The 21,421-nt window shown below is 61.0% G+C and carries 14 protein-coding genes and 3 pseudogenes; 3 read left to right on the top strand and 14 right to left on the bottom strand.

The window, feature by feature from the left end:
• Position 1: 1 nt before the first annotated feature.
• The 3 genes from IQK56_RS03160 to IQK56_RS03150 form a co-directional block, all read right to left on the bottom strand.
• Entirely contained in the window at positions 2-961 is a 960-nt protein-coding gene (locus tag IQK56_RS03160) for an AAA family ATPase (RefSeq protein ID WP_017739127.1), read from the bottom strand.
• 215 nt (positions 962-1,176) lie between these two features.
• The gene (locus IQK56_RS03155; RefSeq protein ID WP_193863695.1) at positions 1,177-3,006 is read right to left on the bottom strand and encodes a S8 family serine peptidase; all 1,830 of its coding nucleotides are present in this window, start codon (positions 3,004-3,006) and stop codon (positions 1,177-1,179) included.
• Between the two features lie 141 nt (positions 3,007-3,147).
• Complete coding sequence (locus tag IQK56_RS03150; RefSeq protein WP_150760671.1) at positions 3,148-3,501, bottom strand: hypothetical protein; 354 nt, start codon at positions 3,499-3,501, stop codon at positions 3,148-3,150.
• A 488-nt stretch (positions 3,502-3,989) separates the two neighbouring features.
• Between IQK56_RS03150 and IQK56_RS03145 the strand changes: the two genes are divergently transcribed.
• Positions 3,990-8,858 (top strand): NAD-glutamate dehydrogenase, encoded by a 4,869-nt coding sequence (locus IQK56_RS03145; RefSeq protein WP_150760670.1) that lies wholly within the window; start codon positions 3,990-3,992, stop codon positions 8,856-8,858.
• 197 nt (positions 8,859-9,055) lie between these two features.
• Here the strand turns inward: IQK56_RS03145 and IQK56_RS03140 are convergent.
• The 3 genes and pseudogenes from IQK56_RS03140 to IQK56_RS03130 all read right to left on the bottom strand — a co-directional run bounded on the left by IQK56_RS03140 (position 9,056) and on the right by IQK56_RS03130 (position 11,874).
• Positions 9,056-9,743, bottom strand: a pseudogene (locus tag IQK56_RS03140) (GntR family transcriptional regulator).
• Positions 9,744-9,759: 16 nt separating this feature from the next.
• Entirely contained in the window at positions 9,760-10,461 is a 702-nt protein-coding gene (locus IQK56_RS03135; RefSeq protein WP_122307076.1) for a FadR/GntR family transcriptional regulator, read from the bottom strand.
• An 88-nt stretch (positions 10,462-10,549) separates the two neighbouring features.
• Positions 10,550-11,874 (bottom strand): annotated as a pseudogene (locus IQK56_RS03130) (C4-dicarboxylate transporter DctA).
• 217 nt (positions 11,875-12,091) lie between these two features.
• On the opposite strand from IQK56_RS03130, the gene IQK56_RS03125 reads away from it, so the two are divergent.
• Complete coding sequence (locus IQK56_RS03125) at positions 12,092-12,721, top strand: DNA-3-methyladenine glycosylase I (protein WP_150675760.1); 630 nt, start codon at positions 12,092-12,094, stop codon at positions 12,719-12,721.
• A 37-nt stretch (positions 12,722-12,758) separates the two neighbouring features.
• On the opposite strand, the gene IQK56_RS03120 is transcribed toward IQK56_RS03125, so the two are convergent.
• The 8 genes from IQK56_RS03120 to IQK56_RS03085 all read right to left on the bottom strand — a co-directional run bounded on the left by IQK56_RS03120 (position 12,759) and on the right by IQK56_RS03085 (position 19,565).
• A complete protein-coding gene (locus IQK56_RS03120; RefSeq protein WP_193863693.1) occupies positions 12,759-13,172 on the bottom strand; it encodes a cupin domain-containing protein in 414 nt (137 codons plus the stop codon).
• An 84-nt stretch (positions 13,173-13,256) separates the two neighbouring features.
• Positions 13,257-14,690 carry a MocR-like pyridoxine biosynthesis transcription factor PdxR gene (gene pdxR / locus IQK56_RS03115; RefSeq protein ID WP_193863692.1) on the bottom strand — a complete coding sequence of 478 codons (1,434 nt, stop codon included), beginning with the start codon at positions 14,688-14,690 and terminating at the stop codon, positions 13,257-13,259.
• A 70-nt stretch (positions 14,691-14,760) separates the two neighbouring features.
• Positions 14,761-15,528 (bottom strand): SDR family oxidoreductase, encoded by a 768-nt coding sequence (locus IQK56_RS03110; RefSeq protein ID WP_122488127.1) that lies wholly within the window; start codon positions 15,526-15,528, stop codon positions 14,761-14,763.
• Positions 15,529-15,551: 23 nt separating this feature from the next.
• A complete protein-coding gene (locus IQK56_RS03105; protein ID WP_150675763.1) occupies positions 15,552-16,619 on the bottom strand; it encodes a phosphotransferase family protein in 1,068 nt (355 codons plus the stop codon).
• 129 nt (positions 16,620-16,748) lie between these two features.
• Positions 16,749-17,702, bottom strand: a complete 954-nt coding sequence (locus tag IQK56_RS03100) for a 2-hydroxyacid dehydrogenase (protein ID WP_193863691.1) — start codon at positions 17,700-17,702, stop codon at positions 16,749-16,751.
• Positions 17,703-17,795: 93 nt separating this feature from the next.
• Complete coding sequence (locus tag IQK56_RS03095) at positions 17,796-18,323, bottom strand: cysteine hydrolase family protein (RefSeq protein ID WP_122306343.1); 528 nt, start codon at positions 18,321-18,323, stop codon at positions 17,796-17,798.
• Positions 18,324-18,558: 235 nt separating this feature from the next.
• Positions 18,559-19,002, bottom strand: coding sequence for a hypothetical protein (locus IQK56_RS03090; protein ID WP_150760663.1), 444 nt, complete (start codon positions 19,000-19,002; stop codon positions 18,559-18,561).
• 62 nt (positions 19,003-19,064) lie between these two features.
• On the bottom strand, positions 19,065-19,565 hold the full coding sequence (locus IQK56_RS03085) for a DUF4822 domain-containing protein (RefSeq protein ID WP_150675765.1): 501 nt from the start codon (positions 19,563-19,565) through the stop codon (positions 19,065-19,067).
• 429 nt (positions 19,566-19,994) lie between these two features.
• On the opposite strand from IQK56_RS03085, the pseudogene IQK56_RS03080 reads away from it, so the two are divergent.
• Positions 19,995-21,271 (top strand): annotated as a pseudogene (locus IQK56_RS03080) (serine/threonine transporter).
• Positions 21,272-21,421 lie beyond the last annotated feature (150 nt).

Here is a 21,421-nt window from a genome sequence, read left to right as displayed (position 1 = left end):
TTCAAGCGACGGCAACGACGTCAAGAATGCGTTGCACCACGCGGTCCTGGTCAATCCCGGCGGCTTCGGCCTCGAACGACAGAATGATGCGGTGGCGCAGCACGTCGAACAGCACAGCCTGGATATCCTCTGGGCTCACAAAGTCACGTCCGGCCAGCCAGGCGTGGGCACGGGCGCAGCGGTCGAGGGCGATGGAGCCACGCGGGCTGGCGCCGTAGGCAATCCACTCGGCCATCTCCGGGTCGAACTTGGCCGGGGTGCGCGTGGCCATGACCAGTTGCACCAGGTATTCCTCCACCGCATCGGCCATGTACAGGCCGAGGATTTCCTTGCGCGCAGCGAAGATTGCCTGCTGGCTGACGCGGCGCTCGGGCTTGGTTTCGCCGTTGAGGGCTTCGCCACGGGCTTGTTGCAGGATGCGGCGTTCGACGGCTGCATCGGGAAAGCCGATCTTGACGTGCATCAGGAACCGGTCGAGCTGGGCTTCGGGCAGCGGGTAGGTGCCTTCCTGTTCGATGGGGTTTTGCGTGGCCATCACCAAAAACAGCGGCGACAGCTCGTAGGTGCTGCGCCCGACGCTGACCTGGCGCTCGGCCATGGCCTCCAGCAGCGCCGACTGGACCTTGGCCGGGGCACGGTTGATTTCGTCCGCCAGCACCAGGTTGTGGAAGATCGGCCCTTGCTGGAACACGAAGCTGCCGGTTTCCGGGCGATAGATCTCGGTGCCGGTGATGTCGGCGGGCAACAGGTCGGGGGTGAACTGGATGCGATGGAACTGCGCCTCGATCCCTTCGGCCAGCTCTTTGATGGCCTTGGTCTTGGCCAGCCCCGGTGCGCCTTCCACCAGCATATGGCCGTCGGCGAGCAGGGCGATCAGCAGGCGATCGATGAGTTTTTCCTGGCCGAGAATCTGCGTAGAAAGAAAGGTTCGCAGCGCAAGCAGCGCTTCACGATGTTCCATCGATGACGGTTCCTGGGAAGAAGAGCCTCGGTGTTGTGCGAAACACCTGAGCCTGGGGGCGATACTTTAATGCATTGGCTGGTTGGCGACTAAGGGGTTTTTGCGCGGGAGGGTTAGATTCGGGCGTGTGGGCCCTTGCTTGCGTGGCGACCTGGCAGGCGCTTGGGGGGGCTGCCAGGCAAACGCGATCACCACAACGGTTCTTTTGCCATGATTTATCGAGCGCAGGCCACCCCAGTCAACCACTCCTTGCCGTAGTCGGCAGAGTTGAGGTCCGGCACCTTATTGATGTTGTAGAAGTTCTGCTTATAGATTTTCCCCTTGTACGCCACGGCTTCGGCGTAGGTCTGGTAGGTCTTGGAGGCGTCCCAGGGCGGCGTGCCCCCGCAGTCACTTTCATCGGGGGGCGCCTTCACAGTCAGGGTCTGCGTGAGTGGGAGGGTGTGGACACCGTCGGACACATTGACCGAGAGCGTTGCCTGGGTGTCTTGGGCAACGGTGGGGGCGGTGAAGAACAACGATTCGGTACTGGCCGTCGGGGGGGTAAAACCTGGGGCATCCCAGCGATAAGTCAGTGGTCGGTGGCTGGGGGACTGCGCATACACCCTGGCGCTGAACGTTTCGCCCGATTTGACGTATTCAGGCAGGGCAAGGCGCCCCGTCGGTGGATGGTCAGCGCCATCGTCGAGCATTTTTTTGATCGCGCCGTCCAGATCGGGTTGTACGCCGATCTCAGTGCGGTTGCCGTCGATCGGCGGGTAGCCCGTGGCCACCAACAGGTCGCGCAGTACCTTGGGTGGAAGGTTGCCCAGGCCCTTGGCGCGTGCGACGCCCTGCAGCGAGGCAGCCACGCCAGCGATGATCGGATTGGATGAAGACGTACCGCTAAAGGTGTGGGTGTAACCCGTTGTAGGGTTGCTGGCGCTCCAGGTGGTGGTCGTGACGTTGCGCCCCCAACTGAACACATCCACCCGCTTGCCGTAGTCCGAGAACCATGCACGCAGGCCGGTAGCCGGATCGACGGCACCCGCATAGATCGAGCCCGAATCAAATACATCCCGATCAAAGTAGCCGTTGAAGTAAGGGTGATCGAGATTGACGTTGCCGTTTGCGGCGGCCAGGACCACGTGCACGCCCTTTTCCTCGGTGAGGTAAGTGATGATGTCACGCACCGGTTGGGAGTATTCGACAGGCATGTAGCAATCGGAGGTGCAGACCGCGCTGGGCAGGGTCAGGGACTTTATGTGCACGCCTATTTGCACAACGTCGCCTTCATTCAATTGTTCAGCCAGTTGCATCAGCCGGCTGTTTCCCCACTGCAAGTAGCCAAGCTGCACCTCGGGCGTGATTGCGGTGGTGCCGAAGCCGTTTTCCCTGGAAGCCATGATGCCGGCGCTGGCGGTGTCGTGGTAGCCGGTCTGCGCGCCGTCATCAACCTCCAGAAAGGGTTTGGGCAGGTCGACATGCTCATAGGACCAGTGATCCACCTCCGCAGAAACGATCCGCATATCCTGGCCCTTGCCACCTGGCGAAGACCAGGCGGCAACAGCATTTACGCCGCCGATCCGGTACGGGGAAGCGGGCGTCCTGTCTTGCAGGTAGTGCTGCTGGCCCGTGTAGTCCGGAATATTGGTGTGCGCCAAAGGGGCGATCGGCACGGCGGCGTCGTTGTGCATGCCGTCGACCTGCGCTTCGAACTCGACCGACTCCAGCAGCGGGTTTCGCTTGAGTACCTGGGCCAGGGCTTGTGCCTGACCTGGCGTCAAGTGGCGGGTGTCCACGGTGAAGTAGCGCGTCAGTCGATGCCTTTGCAGGGCTTGGGTATCTGCCGGCGAGCGTGTCGTGGAGGCCGGCACCAGGGGCGCAATGGTCGCGATGGGGTACCGCTGATAGTCGGGGGTGCGCTGCCATATCGCGTCGGCGGGTGTTTCATCCTTGGTCAGGATGGACAGGTGCGAAAAGTCCGGCTCTGCTGCATATCCCAGCAGAGGCGAAGTGGTGATGCAAAAGAGGGAGCACCCCAAGAGGGTTTTGATCGGGCTCATAGTGCCTCCAACGGGTTTGCACGCGTGCTGCGCTGCTTACCAGTGAGACAGCAGGTCAGGGCATGGCAACTGTTGGAATTGACAGTACTGACCAGCGGTCGAGTGAGACCGGGTCGCCAGACGCTGACCGGGGGCTGTGACTCAGATTCGAGTATAGGTGCCCGTTCCCTTGAGGATGTTCAGCAGGGTTTCTTCCATCTCGGCCAGGTCCGACGCCGCAGTGGTGTGGCTGATCTGCAACTGATCCTTGCCGCCCAGTGCATCGGCATCGCCCGGTGCGAGCTCGACCAACAAGGTCGTGTCGCTCAACGTGACCTTCAGCCCGTCCAGGGTCGACGGCTCATAATCCCAGGTCAGCTCCACTTCCTCTTCGTCCGGATAGCGGGTCAGCATGAACATTTCACCGTTCTTGCCATGGCAGCAGAGCATGGCCATGTTGTCTTCTTCGTCGTCGCACGGGGTGGCCATCAGTGCGTCGGTGTTCAGTTTCAGCATGTGAAATCCTGTCTGGGGAGGGTGGAACAAGGCAATTGTGCCATTGCGACGAATTTTGCGCTGCATCCTGTGTCAGACCTGCTGTATGACTTGATGGGCCAAATCAGTCATTTCCGGTACTTGCGGGCCTAAAAGCTGCCGGTTTTTTAACCGGCAATTGCGGGTTGCACCCGGCGCAACCCCAAGCCTGCGTACCGATGACCGAATATGTCGCAGCGCTGCAAGAGCAGTCCTCCTACACTCGTTAAGCTGCGCAACGGATGCGCATGTTCCAGGCGCCTGACCTGCCCGTCGTACCGTCACCCGGCAAGGTGCGCATCTTATGGAAGTTGTATGTGACCTGACTGTCTTGTCCAGCTTCACCCACCTGTCACTCTGAATTCGTTATGGTGTTTGAGTAATGACCTGCGAATCCAGGTGACGGTCTCCCCGCAAGGGGATAACACGCGACGCTTCCATCAATAACAAGCCCAAGCGGAGTACCACAGATGGCGTTCTTCACCGCAGCCAGCAAGGCCGACTTCCAGCATCAACTGCAAGCGGCACTGGCGCAGCACATCAGTGAACAGGCACTGCCACAAGTGGCGCTGTTCGCTGAACAATTCTTCGGCATCATTTCCCTGGACGAACTGACCCAGCGTCGCCTTTCCGACCTGGCCGGTTGCACCCTGTCTGCCTGGCGCCTGCTTGAGCGCTTTGATCACACCCAACCGCAAGTGCGGGTCTATAACCCCGATTACGAACGTCATGGCTGGCAGTCGACCCACACCGCGGTCGAAGTGCTGCACCATGACCTGCCGTTCCTGGTGGACTCGGTGCGTACCGAGTTGAACCGCCGCGGCTACAGCATCCACACCCTGCAAACCACCGTGCTCAGCGTGCGCCGTGGGAACAAAGGCGAGCTGCTGGAAATCCTGCCAAAAGGCACCCAGGGCGACGACATCCAGCAAGAATCGCTGATGTACCTGGAAATCGACCGCTGCGCCAATGCCGCCGAACTGAGCGTGCTGAGCAAAGAGCTGGAGCAGGTGCTGGGCGAAGTGCGCGTGGCCGTAGCCGATTTCGAACCGATGAAAGCCAAGGTCCAGGACCTGCTGGCCGGTATCGACGCCAGCCAGTTCAGCATCGACGGCGAAGAAAAAGCCGAGATCAAGAACTTCCTGGAATGGCTGGTGGGCAACCACTTCACTTTCCTGGGCTATGAAGAATTCGTGGTACGTGACGAGGCGGATGGCGGGCATATCGAATATGACGCCAGCTCGTTCCTCGGTCTGACCAAGCTGCTGCGCGCCGGCCTCACCGCCGACGACCTGCGCATCGAAGACTACGCGGTGTCCTACCTGCGCGAACCGACCGTGCTGTCGTTCGCCAAGGCCGCGCACCCGAGCCGCGTGCACCGTCCGGCTTACCCGGACTATGTGTCGATCCGTGAGATCGACGCGAGCGGCAAGGTCATCAAGGAACATCGCTTCATGGGCCTGTACACCTCGTCGGTGTATGGCGAAAGCGTGCGGGTCATCCCGTACATCCGTCGCAAAGTGGCCGAGATCGAACGCCGCTCCGGCTTCCAGGCCAAGGCGCACTTGGGCAAGGAACTGGCCCAGGTCGTTGAAGTACTGCCCCGTGACGACCTGTTCCAGACCCCGGTCGATGAACTCTTCAGCACTGTGATGTCCATCGTGCAGATCCAGGAACGCAACAAGATCCGCGTGTTCCTGCGCAAAGACCCCTACGGTCGTTTCTGCTACTGCCTGGCCTACGTGCCGCGTGACATCTATTCCACCGAAGTGCGCCAGAAGATCCAGCAAGTGCTGATGGATCGCCTGAAAGCCTCGGATTGCGAGTTCTGGACCTTCTTCTCCGAATCCGTGCTGGCTCGCGTGCAGCTGATTCTGCGGGTAGACCCGAAGAACCGCCTCGACATCGACCCGCTGCAACTGGAAAAAGAAGTGGTGCAGGCCTGCCGCAGCTGGCAGGACGACTACTCCAGCCTGGTGGTGGAAAGCTTCGGCGAAGCCCACGGCACCAACGTGCTGGCGGACTTCCCGAAAGGCTTCCCGGCCGGCTACCGCGAGCGTTTCGCGGCGCATTCGGCCGTGGTCGACATGCAGCACCTGCTCAGCCTCACCGAAGCCAACCCGCTGGTGATGAGCTTCTATCAGCCGCTGGGCCAGGTCTCCGGCCAACGCGAGCTGCACTGCAAGCTCTACCACGCCGACACCCCGCTGGCGCTGTCCGACGTGCTGCCGATCCTGGAAAACCTCGGCCTGCGTGTGCTGGGTGAATTCCCGTACCGCCTGCGTCACGCCAATGGCCGTGAGTTCTGGATCCATGACTTCGCGTTCATCGCCGCCGAAGGCGTGAACCTGGATATCCAGCAGCTCAACGACACCCTGCAGGACGCGTTCGTGCACATCGTCCATGGTGATGCCGAGAACGATGCGTTCAACCGCCTGGTGCTGACCGCCGGCCTGCCATGGCGCGACGTCGCGCTGCTGCGTGCCTACGCCCGTTACCTGAAGCAGATCCGCCTGGGCTTCGACCTGGGCTACATCGCCAGCACCCTGAACAACCACACCGACATCGCCCGCGAGTTGACCCGGTTGTTCAAGACGCGCTTCTACCTGGCACGCAAGCTCACCGCCGACGACCTGGAAGACAAGCAGCTGCGCCTGGAACAAGCGATCCTCAGCGCCCTGGACGATGTTCAGGTGCTCAACGAAGACCGCATCCTGCGTCGCTACCTGGACCTGATCAAGGCCACCCTGCGCACCAACTTCTACCAGACCGACGCCAACGGCCAGAACAAGTCGTACTTCAGCTTCAAGTTCGACCCGCGTGCGATTCCTGAGCTGCCCAAGCCGGTGCCGAAGTTTGAAATCTTCGTCTACTCGCCACGGGTTGAAGGCGTGCACCTGCGCTTTGGCAACGTTGCGCGTGGCGGCCTGCGCTGGTCTGACCGTGAAGAAGACTTCCGCACCGAAGTGCTCGGCCTGGTAAAGGCCCAGCAGGTGAAGAACTCGGTGATCGTGCCGGTGGGCGCCAAGGGCGGCTTCCTGCCGCGTCGCCTGCCATTGGGCGGCAGCCGGGACGAGATCGCGGCCGAGGGCATCGCCTGCTACCGCATCTTCATTTCCGGCCTGTTGGACATCACCGACAACCTGAAGGACGGCGCCCTGGTGCCGCCGACCAACGTTGTACGCCATGACGACGATGACCCGTACCTGGTGGTGGCAGCGGACAAGGGCACTGCGACCTTCTCCGACATCGCCAACGGCATTGCCATCGACTACGGCTTCTGGCTGGGCGATGCGTTCGCCTCCGGTGGTTCCGCCGGTTACGACCACAAGAAAATGGGCATCACCGCCAAGGGCGCGTGGGTCGGTGTGCAGCGTCACTTCCGTGAGCGCGGCATCAATGTGCAGGAAGACAGCATCACCGTGGTGGGTGTCGGCGATATGGCCGGTGACGTGTTCGGTAACGGCCTGTTGATGTCCGACAAGCTGCAACTGGTCGCTGCCTTCAACCACCTGCACATCTTTATCGATCCAAACCCGAACCCGGCGACCAGCTTCGTCGAGCGTCAGCGCATGTTCGAGCTGCCGCGTTCGGCCTGGACCGACTACGACACCAGCATCATGTCCGAAGGCGGCGGTATCTTCTCGCGCAGCGCGAAGAGCATTGCCATCTCGCCACAAATGAAAGAACGCTTCGACATCTCGGCCGACAAGCTGACCCCGACCGAACTGCTGAATGCCTTGCTCAAGGCGCCGGTGGACCTGTTGTGGAACGGCGGTATCGGTACCTACGTCAAGGCCAGCACCGAAAGCCACGCCGACGTGGGCGACAAGGCCAACGACGCACTGCGCGTCAACGGCAACGAACTGCGCTGCAAGGTGGTGGGCGAGGGCGGTAACCTCGGCATGACCCAATTGGGTCGTGTGGAATTCGGCCTCAATGGCGGCGGTTCCAACACCGACTTTATCGACAACGCCGGTGGCGTGGACTGCTCCGACCACGAAGTGAACATCAAGATCCTGCTCAACGAAGTGGTGCAGGCCGGTGACATGACCGACAAGCAACGCAACCAGTTGCTGGCGAGCATGACCGACGAAGTCGGCAGCCTGGTGTTGGGCAACAACTACAAGCAAACCCAGGCCCTGTCCCTGGCCGCCCGCAAGGCATACGAGCGAGCAGCCGAGTACAAGCGCCTGATGAGCGACCTGGAAGGCCGTGGCAAGCTGGACCGCGCCATCGAGTACCTGCCGACCGAGGAGCAGCTCACCGAGCGCGCCGCCGCCGGCAAGGGCCTGACCCGTCCGGAACTGTCGGTGCTGATCTCGTACAGCAAGATCGACCTCAAGGAAGCGCTGCTCAAGTCCCAGGTGCCGGATGACGAGTACCTGACCCGTGACATGGAGACCGCGTTCCCTCCGAGCCTGGTGGCCAAGTTCGGCGAAGCGATGCGTCGCCACCGCCTCAAGCGCGAGATTGTCAGCACCCAGATCGCCAACGACCTGGTCAACCACATGGGCATCACCTTCGTTCAACGACTCAAAGAGTCGACCGGCATGAGCCCGGCGAACGTGGCTGGCGCCTACGTGATCGTGCGTGACATTTTCCACCTCCCGCACTGGTTCCGTCAGATCGAAGCCCTGGACCACCAGGTCTCCGCTGACGTGCAATTGCAGTTGATGGACGAGCTGATGCGCCTGGGCCGCAGGGCCACGCGTTGGTTCCTGCGCAGCCGTCGCAACGAGCAGGACGCCGGGCGTGATACCGCGCATTTCGGTCCGCACCTGGCAGCGTTGGGCCTCAAGCTCGACGAACTGCTCGAAGGCCCGACCCGCGAAGGCTGGCAGAACCGCTATCAGGCTTACACCGAAGCGGGCGTGCCGGAGTTGTTGGCGCGCATGGTTGCAGGTACCACTCACCTGTACACCTTGCTGCCAATCATCGAAGCCGCTGACGTGACCGGGCATGACGCCGCTGAAGTGGCCAAGGCCTACTTTGCCGTTGGCAGCGCCCTGGACCTGCCATGGTACCTGCAGCAGATCAGCGATCTGCCGGTGGCCAACAATTGGCAGGCCCAGGCCCGCGAAGCCTTCCGCGACGACGTGGACTGGCAGCAACGGGCGATCACCATTTCTGTCCTGCAAATGGCCGACGCGCCACAAGACATGGAAGCCCGTGTGGCTCTGTGGCTTGAGCAGCACAAGGACATGGCCGATCGCTGGGTCGCCATGATGGTGGAAATTCGTGCTGCGGTCGGTACGGACTACGCCATGTACGCGGTGGCCAACCGTGAGTTGCTGGACTTGGCGTTGAGCGGTCAGTCGGTGCTGCAACCGGCTTGACCACGCGGTAATGCAAAAGCCCCTGCATCGTGAGATGCAGGGGCTTTTTTGTTGGAATGCTCTTTATCAAACACCACAAAAACCTGTGGGAGGGGGCTTGCCCCCGATGAGGGTGTGTCAGTTGATAAAAATTTAGCTGACTCACCGCCATCGGGGGCAAGCCCCCTCCCACAGGTTGATCCCGTTTTATCTGGAGATTAGTGGTGTTTCAGCAACTTGGCTTCCAGGTGATCGAGGTGTTGGGTCATCAATGTCATTGCTGTTGCCGAATCGCGCCGTTCAACCGCCTCCACAATCGCCATATGCTCCTGCCACGCGCAATACGTGCAGGCTTTCGCTTCATATTGGGCGATGACCAACGACGTCAACGGCACCAGGCTGTTGAGGAACTGTGCCAGCGGAGCATTCCCCGCCATCACCGCCAGTTGCATGTGAAACTCCCCCCGACAAGCGTATCGCCGGCCCACGCTGGTCGCGTTCAATGCACTCGCGCTCGCGGGCGATCAGCTCACGCAGTTGGCGTATTTGCGTGGACGTGGCCTGGGCACAGGCCAGTTGCACCACGGTCATTTCGGTCATGCGCCGTGCTTCGAGGATCTGCCGGGTCTGCTGCGCATCCGGCGCCGCCACTTGGGCGCGCTGGTTGGGGCGCAGGATGATCACTTGCTGATGGGACAGCTTGGCCAGCACCCGGCGAATCACACTGCGGCTTACGCCAAAGGTTTCACCCAGGCTTTCTTCGGTAAACCGGCTGCCCGGGGCGATGCGTTGCTCGAGGATCGCGTCGAACAGCCGTGGGTAGATGTCGTCCACCGAGGGCTTTTTACCGGCAACCAGGCGCAGGGCAGGGAGGAAGGGCTCGCGGTGCAGGGCGTGGGCGGTCATGGTCGTCTCCAAAAAGTCAGCTGCCCAGATGGTCGTCCGGGATGTTCAAGCGAATACCCATGCGCAGGCCTTCCTGGAGGATGTGCTTGCGCATTTCGGCGCTGGCCAGGGCGCTGTTCTTATTGCGGATGGCGCGTACCACGGCGTCGTTTTCCTGCAGGCGCTCGGCCAGGTGTTCCGGCGAGTTGCGCAACACCTGGGCGCTTTGCTTGAGGGCGTTGCTGGTCTGTTGCACCACGTTCTGGAAGATCGGATTGGAGGTGAGGGCGAACAGTTCTTCATGGAAGCCGATATAGGCGTTCATCCCGGCTTCGGCGTCCCCGGCGTCGAGGGCTTCGCGCATGTCCATCAGCGTCAGGCGCAACTGGCCGACTTCCTTGCTGCTGATGGATTGGGCGACGAGACCGACGATGAAGGGTTCGAGGGTGTAGCGCAGTTGCAGGATGTCTTCGAGGCTGGCGTCGGCCACGGCGTCGCTGGATTGGGGTTCGCTGACGCTGGTTTCCAGCACCACCACCCCTTTGCCCGGCATCGAGCGCACCAGGCCAAGGGTTTCCAGCACGATCACCGCTTCGCGCAGGCTGGGGCGGCTGATGCCCATCTGTTCGGCCAGTTCGCGTTGGCCGGGCAGCATTTCGCCTCGGCGCCACTGACCCCGCGCCAGGGCGGCGCGCAGTTTTTCTACGACTGAATTGACGACGGTTGAGGTGCTGATCACGTCGATACTTCCTTAATGTTGCTAATACAGTCATGTGGGAGGGGGCAAGCCCCCTCCCACATTAGCCAGTGTTGCTCATGAGACAGCGTTAGAATTCCTGGTGCGCCGGTGATACCGGCTTCTTGGCCTGGAAGGCATAACCTTGCTGGCCGTCCAACACCTTGTTGGCGCGTTGGATATCGATGTCTTTTTCCCAGCGGGCAATGGCCACGGTGGCGACGCAGTTGCCGATCAGGTTAGTCAATGCGCGACCAATGCCCATGAACCAGTCCACCGCCAGTACCAGCACCAGGCCCACCACCGGAATCGCCGGGATTGCCGTCAGCGTTGCCGCCAGAATCACCAGCGCCGAGCCGGGTATCCCGTGGGCGCCCTTGGAGGTGATCAGCGATACCAGCAGGATGGTCAGCAAATCGGTCATCGACAGCGGTGTGCCGGTGGCGTTGGCGATAAACACGATGGCCAGGGTCAGGTAGATCGAGAAACCGTCGAGGTTGAACGAGTAACCCGTTGGAATCACCAGGCCGACAGTGGAGCTGCCGATTCCCAGGTGTTCGAGTTTGCGCATGACCTGCGGCAGCACGGCGTCGGAGGAGGCGGTCCCCATCACGATCAGCAGCTCTTCGCGCAGGTACTTGAGCAGCGGCAGCATGCGCAGGCCCGACAGGCGCATCACCAGGCCGAGGATCAGCGCGACAAACGCAAAGCAGGTCAGGTAGAACAGGCCGACCAGGCTGCCCAGGTGTTGCAGCGAGTCCAGCCCGTAGGTGCTGGTGGTGAAGGCGATTGCGCCGAACACACCGATCGGCGCCAGGCGCACGATCATGCCCATGATGCGGAAGATCACGTGGCTGAGTTCATTGATCAATCGAGTGATGCCCGAGGCTGCTTCGCCCACCAGGTTCAGCGCGCTGCCGAACAGCACCGAGAACAGCAGCACTTGCAGTACGTTGTTGTCGGCAAAGGCGCCGATCACCGAGTTGGGGATCAGGTCCATCAGGAACTGGCTGGTGCCTTTGATGTGCTGGCCCTTGTCGGCCAGTTCATTCAGGCCCGCAGAGGAGAGCTGCTCCAGGTGGATATTGGCACCTTGGCCGATACCGGTGCTGAAGGCCATGATCAGGCCGATCACCAGGGCGATGGTGGTGAGGATCTCAAAGTAGATCACCGACTTGAGGCCGATACGCCCGACTTTCTTCAAGTCGCCGCGCCGGAGATGCCGCTGACCACCACGCAGAACACGATCAGGCCAATCAGCATTTTGATCAGCTTGATAAAGCCGTCGCCGAGGGGTTTGAGTTGTGAAGAGAATTCGGGAAGGGCCAGGCCGCAGATGATGCCTAGCATCAGGCCAATCACGACTTGCAGGAAAATCGAACGCGAGCACCATCTGAGCATGGGAGGGATCTCTATTCGGTGCCCTGGTGGTTCCAGGGCTTAATTGTTGTGGTCATACCGGTAAGTCCAGTGCGGAGCCAGTCTACGCCGGGTTTTTTCGAAACCACAAGTCATTATTGGTTGATTGACAAGTCCCGGTCTGACCAGTTGGTCGCTGAGGGCGATGCTTGAGCGGTTGGCGGGGTCCGAATTTTTTCGCTTATCATCCGCACCTCAGCTTATGAGGTAATGGATGGACACTCCGGGATTGACCACTGACACCGCGGGCTACACCCATTGCAGCTGGCGTACCACGGCGCCGGAATACCCGCGTTACCACGACCATGAGTGGGGCGTGCCGGTGGCGGATGATGTCCAACTGTACGAGAAGATTTGCCTGGAGGGCTTTCAGGCGGGGATGGCGTGGATCACCATTTTGCGCAAGCGCGAGAGCTTCCGGCAGGCGTTCGACGGCTTTGATTTTCGCCGGGTGGCGCAGTATGGCGAGGCCGATGTAGCGCGACTGATGCAGGATCCGGGCATTGTGCGTAATCGGGCAAAGATCGTGTCGACCATCAACAATGCGCGCCGGGCGTGTGAACTGGTGGATGAAACCGGGTCGCTGGCGCGCTGGTTGTGGGCGTTTGAGCCCGGTCCTGAAGAGCGCCCCGCCGTGGTGGACCTGGCTTACTGGACGGGCAACCCCACCTCACCGGCCTCGGTGCGACTGTCCAAGGCCTTGAAGAAACGCGGCTGGACGTTCGTGGGCCCGACCACGATGTATGCGCTGATGCAGGCGATGGGGATGGTCAATGATCACCTTGAAGGGTGCGTCTGCCGCCAGCAGATCGAAGCCCTGCGCCGCCAGTTCAAACGCCCCTGATAAATGTGGGAGGGGGCTTGCCCCCGATAGCGGAGTGTCAGTCACCAGGTAGGTTGGGCAGGGGGGTCAGTACCTCTGCGTTGTCATCCAGCACCATCACCACCAGCAACTTGGCGGGCTGGGTCTGGCTGGCGTTGCTCGATTCAAAATGCCGCGAGCCGGCCGGTTCGTAGAATGACTCGCCCGCCTTGTAGGTTTTCGCCTTCTCATCATTCACCCGCGATGTAATCGCGCCTTCCAGCACATAGGCCACCGCCGTACCGGTGTGGCTATGGGGCACGGTGGCCTGGCCGGGGGCGTAGTCCACGGTGAGCATGAGGGTTTTCTTGCCGGGCACGTTGGTCAGGGCGTGCTCTTGCAGCACCTTGATCGATTCCTGGTTGTACACCGGTTCGTGGGCCAGGACGCTGAGAGAGGTGAACATCAGGGTAGTGGCGAGCAGACGTTTCATGATGAGGTTTCCGAGTGATTCGAGACCTGTCCACCGTACGCCGCAGCGCTTTGCCGACCAATGACCAATGCACCGGAAAACCCCCTAGCCAATCTGCCGGAGAATGTCGCGCACCTTGTCCAGTGCCGGGTCGATGTCCAGGGTTTCGATGGCGCCGAATCCAATAATCAACCCGGGGCGTACCGGCGCGTCGTGAAAGAACACGTCCAACGGATACAAACCCACGTCGACCTGACGCGCCAAGGTCATCAGCAATGCGATATTCACCGGCACCTTGCACAGCGCCGCCATATGAAACCCCGCCACGGTGGGCACGGCTTCGAACCACGGCGACAAGTCCCCGGCCAGGCGTTGCAGGATGCGCTCGCGGCGCCCGGCGTACACGGTGTGGCAGCGGCGGATATGCTTGAGCAAATAGCCCTCGCTGATGAACTTGGCCAGCGCCCACTGCGGCAATGTGGAGCTGTGCTGGTCGGTCAATTGCTTGGCCTTGACTACCGCGCCGTAAATCGCCGGCGGCAACACCAGATACCCCAGGCGCAGCTCGGGCAGCAGGGTTTTGGAGAAGGTGCCGACGTACGTGACCACGCCACGGGTGTCCATGCTTTGCAGGGAGTCGGTAGGGCGGCCTTCGTAGCGGAACTCGCTGTCGTAGTCGTCTTCGATGATGATTGCGCCCAGCGCGAAGGCGCGGGTCAAGAGGGCTTCCCGACGGGGCAGGCTCATGGGCATGCCCAGGGGGAACTGGTGGGAGGGCGTGACGTAGATCAGCCGTGTGCCATCGGGGATTTGATCCACCTGAATGCCTTGGTCATCCACCGGCACACTGGCGACGCTGGCGCCCATCGCCTGGAACAACTGGCGTGCGGGGCTGTAACCGGGATCTTCCATGGCGACGATGCTGCCCGGCTCCAGGATCACGCGGGCGAGAAGGTCCAGCGCCTGTTGCGCGCCGTTGGTGACGACAATGTCATCGTCGCGGCATTTGACGCCCCGGGAAAACGCGATATGCCCGGCAATCGCACTGCGCAGCGCGGGCAGGCCTTCGGGCTGGCTGTAGAAGCCGCTGTTCTGCGCGATACGGCGCAGGGCGTCCTGGGTGCAGCGTCGCCATTCATCCTGGGGGAATTGGTTGCGGCTGGTGGCGCCGCCTAGAAATTCGTAGCGCAGGGTGTTGTCGCGGGTGGGGTGGCGCATGGGCGAGGGCAGCGCTTGCCATTTCGCCAGGTTGGCGGCGCAGGCCAGGTCGGTGGCGGTTTGCAGGCGATCCGCCGGTGGCGCCCAGGCATTGACGAAGGTGCCTCGGCCGATCTTGCCCACCAGCAGACCTTCGTAGGTCAGCGTCGCGTAGGTGTCGGACACGGTCTTGCGCGAGACGCCCAACTGCTCGGCCAGCAGGCGGCTGGGGGGCAGTTGCGCGCCTGCCGCGAGACGCCCGGCCGCAATGGCTTCGCGCAGTTGCTGATACAGCTGTGCCGCCAAGTCCTTGCGGCCCTTGATGACGATGTGCAGTTCCATGTTTCACCCTGAGACAAATCGATCCACGCCAAGGTTACGCGTAAATCGATCTGTAGGAACCCAGGCGAATTCAGGACAGGAAACCACCGTCCACATTCAGCGATACGCCGGTGGTGTAGCTGGATGCATCACTGGCCAGGAACAGCACCGCACCGGCCATCTCGCTTGGGTCGGCCACGCGCTTGAGGGGGATCTGCGCCAGGGCCATTTTCAGGATTGCGTCGTTCTTCACCAGTGCCGAGGCGAACTTGGTGTCGGTCAGGCCGGGCAGCAGGGCATTGCAGCGGATGCCGAACTCGGCGCATTCCTTGGCGAAGACCTTGGTCATGTTGATCACGGCGGCCTTGGTCACCGAGTAGATGCCCTGGAATACACCCGGCGAGATGCCGTTGATCGAAGCCACGTTGATGATGCTGCCGCCGCCGTTTTCGCGCATCAGCTTGCCGGCTTCCACCGACATGAAGAAGTAGCCGCGAATGTTCACGTCGACGGTCTTCTGGAATGCGCCGAGGTCAGTGTCCAGCACGTTGCAGAACTGCGGGTTGGTGGCGGCGTTGTTGACCAGGATATCCAGGCGGCCGAACTGCTCGCGAATGCCGGCGAACACTTGGGTGATCTGCTCCATTTCACCGATGTGGCAGGCAACCGCCGTGGCCTTGCCGCCGTCGGCAATGATCGCGTCGGCCACGTGCTGGCAGCCTTCAAGCTTGCGGCTGGAGACGATCACATGGGCGCCTTGCTGGGCCAGCAACTTGGCGATGGCCTCACCGATGCCACGGCTGGCGCCGGAGACAAACGCGATCTTGCCGTCGAGGTCGAACAGATGAGTCTTGGACATGGGGGTTCCTTGTTTTTGTGCGATCAGAGGGCTGATTTAGCGATGACGTTCAGGCTCATCTGCTCCAGCAGCTTGTTCATGTGAATGAACTGCGCAAAGCGTTTGTCCTGGGTCTGGCCGTGGAAGAAGCGGTAGTAGATCTGCTGCACGATGCCGGCCAGGCGGAACAGGCCGTAGGTGTAGTAGAAGTCGAAGTTGTCGATCTGGATGCCTGAGCGTTCGGCGTAGTAATCCACGAACGCGCGGCGGGTCAGCATGCCGGGCGCATTGCTCGGCTGGCGGCGCATCAGTTGCACCGGGGCCGGGTCCGCCGCTTCGATCCAATAGGCGAGGGTGTTGCCCAGGTCCATCAGCGGGTCGCCGAGGGTGGTCAGCTCCCAGTCCAGCACGCCGATGATCTGCATCGGGTTGTGCGGGTCGAGGATCACATTATCGAAGCGGTAGTCGTTGTGCACGATGCTGGATGTGGCGTGGTCGGCTGGCATCTTGTCATTGAGCCAGGCGCGTACCGCCTCCCATTTTGGCGCGTCGGGGGTCAGGGCTTTTTCGTAGCGGTCGCTCCAGCCACGGATCTGGCGTTGCACATAGCCTTCGGGCTTGCCCAGGTCGGCCAGGCCACAGGCGGTGTAGTCGACCTGGTGCAGTTCGACGAACTTGTCGATGAAGCTTTTGCACAGCGCTTCGGTCCTGGTCGCGTCCAGGCCCAATTCAGGTGGCAGGTCGGAGCGCAGGATGATGCCGTTGACGCGTTCCATCACGTAGAACTCGGCGCCGATCACTGACTCATCGGTGCAATGTACGTAGGCTTTGGGGCAATAGGGGAAGCCATCTTTAAGCTGGTTGAGAATGCGGTATTCGCGGCCCATGTCATGGGCGGACTTGGCCTTGTGGCCAAAAGGCGGACGGCGCAGGACGAATTCCTGGTCGGGGTATTCCAGCAGGTAAGTCAGGTTGGACGCGCCGCCGGGGAACTGGCTGATCGTGGGCGTGCCGCTCAGGCCAGGGATATGGGCCTTGAGGTAGGGATCGATCAGGCTGGCATCAAGTTCTTCGCCTGGGCGAATCTGGGTCGATTGGTCATTCAGCGCCATGCTTATCCCTTCTGCTTATTCTAAAGGCCTTGGACTATTTCCTAATCTAATGCGCACAACCGCCCAGCGACAAGGTCGGGGCGGCTTAATAGGTTAGCGTGTTGGCGGGCGATCAGCGTGCCTGATCGGTCATTTTGCGGGCGCCGGCAAGACCACCGGGGTGAGCACCGGTCGGCCGGCGAAGTACTCCACCAGATTGTCGGCCACCCGCTGCACGGTGTCATGGGCGGCTTCCGGCGACAGGCCCGCCACATGGGAGGTGAGCACGGTATTGTTCAGGTGCTTGAGGGCGTCGGGCACCTTGGGTTCGTCGTCGAATACATCCAGCGCCGCGCCGCCGATACGGCGCTGCTCAAGGGCGGTGATCAGGTCGGCGGTGACCACCACGCTGCCACGGCCGATATTGACCAGATAGCCATTGGGGCCCAGGGCATCAAGGGCAAGACGATCAATCAGGTGGCGGGTGCTCGGGCCGCCGGGTGTGGCCAGGATCAGGAAGTCTGACGAGCGCGCCAGCTCCACGGCGGTGGCGCAGTAGGTGTAGTCCACATCATCACGGGGCTGGCGGTTGTGATAGCTCACTTCCATGCCGAATCCGAGGGAGGCGCGCTTGGCGATTTCCAGGCCTACGGCGCCTAACCCCAGAATGCCCAACTGCTTGCCACCCAGGGACGGGCGCATGACCTTGGGCCACTCGCCGCGCCGCACGGCGGCGTCGGTCTGCGGGATACCGCGCACCAGGGAGAGCAGCAGCGCCATGGCGTGGTCCGCCACCGACGGGGCGTTCACCCCGGCGCCGTTGGTGACCACGATCCCGCGGTTGCTGGCCGCCTGCAGGTCCACATGTTCATAGCCGGCGCCGATCACGCAGATAATTTCCAGCAACGGCAGGGCAGCGATCTCCTCGGCATACAAACCCAGCGGGCCACGGGTCAGCACGGCCTGGATCTGGCCGCCGTGAACCTTGATGGCCTGGGCACGTTCGGCGGGTGTCGGCGCCAGGATCACATGAAAGTCATTGCTCTCGATGATGGGCAGGTAGTCGTTGATGGTTTCAACCAGGACCAGGACAGTGGTGGTCATCGGACGGCTCTTCCTTGGGGGTTAGAGGGGATGAGTATGCGGGATTTGCAAGCTGGATCGGTTTGTCGGGGTGGAAAAATTTCCACCCGTTGTTCACTGAAAGACCACATGTGCTGCGCGCAGGCGCTTCACGAACGCACCTGCCAGCGTGGCATTGTGATGCTCGATAATCGCTTCGGCCTTGAGTGCCGGGGTGTCCATGCAGGTATGGGCGTCCTCGGGCAGCACCACCGAAAACCCCAGTTCCGCCGCGACGCGGCAGGTCGTGTCGACGCAGAACTGGGTTTTCATGCCGGTGATGACCAGTTCGCGCACGTTGGCCGCGTTGAGTTGCTGCGCCAGGTCGGTGCCTAGGAAGCAACTGGGACGGGTTTTGTTGAACAGGTGGTCGTGGGCTTTGTCGATGTCGAGTTCGTGCCACAGCTGCCACAACGGGCTGCCCGCCTCGATAGGCGACCCGGCGGGGCCGGTGTGACAGGCAACGAAGATCGGAGCGCAGGCGCTGCGGGCGCGCTGGATCAACGCGTTGATGGTAGCCAGCACGCGTTCGCGTTCGAAGGGTTTTTCCGGGCCATCGTATAAGCCGTTTTGCATATCGATGATCAGCAGGGCGTCAGCCATAGTGTTGCTCCTTGTGATGCCAGGTGGCGGAGCAATAAAAAAGCCCCGTCCATTGCTGGCGGGGCCTTGGGTGAATCTGTGAGGTTTAGCTTAAGCCCCCACAGCCACCGCACGACCCGCCGGAAGCGGTCGTGCTGGTGCTGGTGAGGTTCAACTGAATACGGTTCATGGGCTGATCATGCTGGGGCCGGTGAGTCGCTGTCAATCAGCGGCTGATCGCCCCGCCGTCAGGAAGTCACTGCTGGGAAGGTTGTCGTGCCTGGTTTTGTGCAGCCTGTGCGATAGGCATGAAATCGTAGGTTGGAAAGAACTCCGTGGAGTAGGCGCCCCACGCGGTGTTTTCGATGGCAAGGTTAACTTCTGCCAGGCGTGAAGCCGGTAGGCGCAGCACGACGACCTGCCCGATGCCCATGGTGATGTTCCAACTGACGACCTCCACCCCGGCAGGCGGGAATACTTTGTGAAAACCCTGCTTGGCCAGTTGTTCTTTCAGTTCGCCCAAGGGGCGTGATTGGTCGTGTTTCAGAAAGACCGTCAACATGACAGCGTTGTCGGGCGTGGCGGCGCCGACTTTGGCAGCAGGCACTGCGGCTGCCTGTGCAGTCGCTAAGCCCGGTAACAGGCTGGCAGCCAGCAGTGCGGGGATCAGCAGAGACTTGATGGCGGTGTGTTTGTTCATTTTATTGGCACCTTGCTAATTATTGGATGTCATGGGGTTAATCATTAAACATAAGTGTTTAATTAATTCGACATGGCAGTTTTTATCGGGCCTTTATAGGGGGCATGTACTACGTAGATGCGTACAGGCGGGTTTGTGGCGACCATGTCACGCGGCACTTCGCGAGAGTAGGTGAACTCACTGTTATCAAGTTTCTCCAGGCGCCTGACAATGGTTTTGGTCGGCCCGACGTCAGGGACCAGGATGTGGGTCTTCTTGTCACCGGTGACCATGAAATACCCGCCGCCGCCGTCGGCGTATTTTGACCGGCCCGTATCGGTGTAAAAGAATTCATAGCGATTGCGCTGTGGGTCCCACATGGAGATGCCGACCACGCCGGGATAGCTGGCCTTGACGTCTTTGTCCGGCGCTCCCTCGATATAGACTTTGGTGGTCAACCATTGGGGCGAAGAGGCGAATGCGTGAATATCTGACTCAGGCACTGCGGATGCTGCGTAACTATTGGATGGGCTGATGACGCCAGCAAGTAATAGACCGGTAAGTACAAAGGTAAATCTTCGCATGTTCAGATTCCTGTTGTTATAAGTGCGTTATTGTTTTTACGGTCGTGACAGCGCCGATATTAGTGGGTGTTTCGGCAGCGGCTCAATGGCTGTGTAGAGTCATGTAACAAATGCGCTAGTGCGGTGTTTGGAATTTTAGTTGACCAGTCATTAGAGTCCGATTTTGCTGTAGGTAAGTTCTCTTAATATCTGAAGTCAATCTAGCGCCTGCGGTATTTCCGGTTGCGTCAGTGCTGCTTGCGGTGTGTGCATCCTTCGAAACCCTCGCCCGTGGCCGTCCTTGAGCGCCTGCACCGGCCAACCGTTCCTCAGCTAAGTCTTTGCTTATTCACGAGAATCCCGGACAATCCGGCCCCTTCTATGGTCGGGGCGCTGCCTGTCAGGTTTTTCTGACTCGTCCCGGCCGTGTAAATGCGGAGATCCGACCGGATGAATGATCAGGCCAATAGCGTCGACGAACGCTATGCAACGACACCTGCAACCCTCACAAGCTGGAGCCGCCAGGACACCACCTGGATGCTCGGCCTGTTCGGCACGGCCATTGGCGCCGGTACCTTGTTTTTGCCCATCAACGCGGGCCTGGGTGGCTTCTGGCCGCTGTTGATCCTGGCGGTGCTGGCGTTCCCGATGACCTTCTTTGCCCACCGTGGCCTGACCCGTTTCGTACTGTCCGGCCGTGAAGGTTCGGACATCACTGACGTGGTGGAAGAGCATTTCGGTATCAAGGCGGGTGCACTGATCACCTTGCTGTACTTCTTCGCCATCTTTCCGATCCTGTTGATCTACAGCGTGGCGTTGACCAACACGGTCAGCAGTTTCATGGAGCACCAACTGCACATCCTGCCGCCGCCACGGGCGATCCTGTCGTTTGTGCTGATTCTCGGCCTGCTGGCGTGGTGCGTTGCGGTGAACAGGTGATCGTCAAGGCCATGAGCCTGATGGTGTACCCGTTTATCGTCGCACTGCTGTTCCTCGCCGTGTATCTGGTCCCGCATTGGAACGGCGGCATCCTCAGCACCGCCAGTGTGGTCCCGGCACCGTCTGCGTTGCTCAATACCCTGTGGCTGGCGATTCCGGTGATGGTGTTTTCGTTCAACCATTCGCCGATCATCTCGGCCTTCGCGGTTGACCAGAAACGCCAGTACGGCGCCCACGCCGATGAGCGCAGCTCGCAGATCCTGTCCCGCGCGCACCTGTTGATGGTGGTGATGGTGCTGTTCTTCGTGTTCAGCTGCGTACTGACCCTGTCGCCGGCGCAACTGGCTGAGGCGAAGGCACAGAACCTGTCGATCCTGTCGTACCTGGCCAACCACTTCAACAACCCGACCATCGCGTTTGCCGCGCCATTGATTGCGTTCGTGGCGATTGCCAAGTCGTTCCTGGGCCACTACATCGGTGCCAGTGAAGGCCTCAAGGGCTTGGTGCTCAAGAGCGGTCGTCGTCCTGCACCGAAGACCCTGGACCGCATGACCGCCGCCTTCATGCTGGTGGTGTGCTGGATCGTTGCCACGCTGAACCCCAGCATCCTCGGCATGATCGAGACCCTGGGCGGGCCGATCATTGCGTCGATCCTGTTCCTGATGCCGATGTACGCCATCCGCAAGGTGCCGGCCATGGCCAAGTACCGTGGGCAGGCGTCCAACGTATTCGTGACGGCGGTTGGCCTGGTGGCGATTACAGCGTTGGTGTATTCGTTTATTGCTTGAGGCCTGACACAGCTTCCAAGGGCAGCACAGATCTAAATGTGGGAGGCCCCACTACCTCTTCGACGTAGCGCTGTCGCGCAGCAAACTGGGCGCACCTACGAAATCTGCGGCTCAATAAGTCGGCTTCACACGGTTTGAGTGTGGGAGGGG

The organism is Pseudomonas cyclaminis, assembly GCF_015163715.1.
Lineage (GTDB): Bacteria > Pseudomonadota > Gammaproteobacteria > Pseudomonadales > Pseudomonadaceae > Aquipseudomonas > Aquipseudomonas cyclaminis.
This window is presented reverse-complemented; position numbering and strand designations above follow the sequence as displayed.